4 protein-coding genes are annotated in these 2,708 nt (G+C 70.9%); all 4 read right to left on the reverse strand.

Going from position 1 to position 2,708, the window contains the following annotated elements:
• Positions 1-563, reverse strand: a 563-nt coding sequence (locus VFM98_RS00905) for a branched-chain amino acid ABC transporter substrate-binding protein (protein WP_325108001.1), incomplete at its 3' end; no start/stop codon positions are given.
• Between the two features lie 170 nt (positions 564-733).
• A complete protein-coding gene (locus VFM98_RS00910) occupies positions 734-1,054 on the reverse strand; it encodes a hypothetical protein (RefSeq protein ID WP_325108002.1) in 321 nt (106 codons plus the stop codon).
• Positions 1,054-1,491: a DNA polymerase III subunit chi gene (locus VFM98_RS00915; protein WP_325108003.1), complete on the reverse strand. Its 438-nt coding sequence runs from the start codon at positions 1,489-1,491 to the stop codon at positions 1,054-1,056. Before VFM98_RS00915 ends, VFM98_RS00910 begins: the two co-directional genes overlap by 1 nt.
• Positions 1,492-1,528: 37 nt before the next feature.
• The coding region (locus tag VFM98_RS00920) for a leucyl aminopeptidase (protein ID WP_325108004.1) at positions 1,529-2,708 on the reverse strand (1,180 nt) is incomplete at its 5' end.

Below are 2,708 nucleotides of genomic sequence, written 5' to 3' on the forward strand. Positions count from 1 at the left end.
GTCTTCGCGAACACCTCGGCGACGCCCTGGCCGTAGGCGGTGCGGTCGTCGATGATCGCGACCTTCTTCAGCTTCAGCTTGTCGGAAGCGTACAGGGCCAGCGCCGCGCCCAGCGCGTTGTCGTTGGCGATGATGCGGTAGGTCGTGTCCCAGCCCGGCTTGGTCAGGTCGGGGTTGGTGGCGGCGCCGGTGATGTGCGGGATGCCGCAGTCGTGGTAGACCTTGGAGGCGGGGATGGTCGTGCCGGAGTTCAGGTGGCCCACCACGCCGGCGACCTTCGCGTCGCACAGCTTCTGGGCGGCGGCGGTGCCCTGCTTCGGGTCGGCGGCGTCGTCTTCGGCCTGGATCTCGAACTTCACCTTCTTGCCGCCGATCGTGACGCCCTGCGCGTTCAGGTCCTCGATGGCCATGCGGACGCCGTTCTCGTTGTCCTTGCCATAGTGCGCCTGCGGGCCCGACATGGGGGCGACGTGACCGATCTTGACGACTTGCTCCTGTGCGAAGGCGATGCCGCACGCGGCGGCCAGCGCGCAGGCGACCGTCAGTCTCAGTTGGAATTGCATGGAAACCTCCAGATAGCTTGATGGGTTGAGATCCACTCGTTGTTCGCTCAACGGCGCGGAACATATCTCAATTTCCACACCCGGGCCAGAGGGACTCCTCTAGGGATGAAAGCGAACGGCAAGCTTTGCGTCGCCCAAGCGACGGCGCGCACAGCAAAGCTTGCTACAGCTCAAACGTTCGTGCCGTCCGGCCGTTGACGCGCCTGCAATTCGTCGGCCAGCGCCTCGGCCACGACCTCGCGCACGACGCTCTCCACGCGCTCCCGCAGCAGGGGCGTGAGCGCGCTGGTGTGTTCCACGATGGTGGCGGCGACGGCCTCGCGCAGCCGCCGGTCCAGCGTGAGCTCCACCCGCTGCAGCACGCGCTGGGCGAGCTGCTCCTGCGTGAGCGCCGGCAGCGTGTCGGCGGCGGGCGCGCCCAGCGGCGCGGCGCCGGTCTGCACCACTTCGGTCAGGGTCGGCACGAACTTGGGCGGCGTGCGCGTGGCCATCAGCGGCCCTCCCGCACGGCGTAGTCGTGCCGCTGGATCGCATAGCCGCGGTCGGCATAGTGCTTCCAGCGCGCTCGCGCGTGCTGGCGATCGTCCTCGTCCTGCGAGACCAGCTCGATCAGCCGCTCGAAACGCTCGAAGCCCTCCGGCACGGCGCCGCCGAGGTTCACCAGCACCTGCTGGTGCGGCGTGCCCCGCGCCGTGTCGGCCAGCACCACGGGCGAGGCCGCGAGCACCTGCGCGTCGGCCGAGCCGGCGTGCGCGTGCGGGATGAACTCGAGCGCCGAGAAGGTCCACAGCTCGGTGTCGAGCCGGCGCAGCAGTTCCGGCTCGCCGGTGACCACCACCCGCGCGCCGGCGCCCGCTGCCTTGCGCAGCAGCCGGCAGGCATAGGCGAGCTTGTCGGGGACGTTGAAGTGGAAGGCGACTTCGGTCATACCGAAGGGGCTGGGGGCCGGGGGCTAGGGGCCAGGGTCACGCCGCGACCCGCCCCTTGCCGCGCGCCGGCGCCTTGGCAGCCGGCCTCGTCTTGCCCGGCGCGGCCCGCTTGCCGGCGGGTGCGGCCGCGGCGCCGGCACCCGCCTGCGACAGCAGGTATTCCAGCAGCAGCCCCACCGGCCGGCCGGTGGAGCCCTTGTTGTTGCCGCCCCGCCAGGCCGTGCCCGCGATGTCCAGGTGGGCCCAGGGATAGTTCTGCGTGAAGCGGTGCAGGAACTTCGCCGCCACCACGGCGCCGCCCGCGCGGCCGGCCACGTTGGCCACGTCGGCGAAGTTGGTCTTCAGGCCCTCCGCGTACTCCTCGTCAAGCGGCAGGCGCCAGCAGGGATCGAGCGCCGTCTCGCCGGCCTGCTGCAGCGCCTGGGCGAGCGCGTCGTCGGTGGCGAACAGGCCGCTGCGCACCCCGCCCAGCGCGACCACGCAGGCACCGGTGAGCGTGGCGACGTCGATGACCGCGCGCGGCTTGAAGCGCTCGGCATACGTCAGCGCGTCGCACAGGATCAGGCGGCCCTCGGCGTCCGTGTTGAGGACCTCGATGGTCTGGCCGCTCAGGCTGGTGAGGATGTCGCCCGGCTTGTAGGAGGCGCCGTCGGGCATGTTCTCGCAGCTCGGGATCAGGCCCACCACGTTCAGGCGCGGCTTGATCTCGCCCAGCGCACGGAAGGTGCCCAGCACGCTGGCGGCACCGCCCATGTCGAACTTCATCTCGTCCATCTCGGCCGAGGGCTTGATCGAGATGCCGCCGGTGTCGAAGGTGATGCCCTTGCCCACCAGCACGATCGGCGCCTCGCCGCGCGGGCCGCCGTCGTGGCGCAGCACGATGAAGCGCAGCGGCTCGGCCGAGCCCTTGGCCACGCCCAGGAAGGAGCCCATGCCGATGCGCGCCACCTCCTTCGGGCCCAGGACTTCGACGCCGAAACCGTGCGCCTTGGCGAGCTTGGTCGCCTCGTCGCCGAGGCGCGAGGGCGTGGCGTAGTTGGGCGGCAGGTTGCCCAGCTCGCGGGCGAACTCGATGCCGGCGGCGGCGGCACGCGCACGGGCGAAGGCCTCGCGCTGGGCGCCGGCATCGGCCACGCCCACCACCACCTTCTTCAGTTCGCGCGCTTCGGGCTTGGACTTGGTGGCCACGTAGACGTAGCTGCTCTCCGCCGTGCCG

Origin of the sequence: Ramlibacter sp. (genome assembly GCF_035706265.1) — a bacterium.
In the GTDB taxonomy this organism is placed as follows: domain Bacteria; phylum Pseudomonadota; class Gammaproteobacteria; order Burkholderiales; family Burkholderiaceae_C; genus Ramlibacter.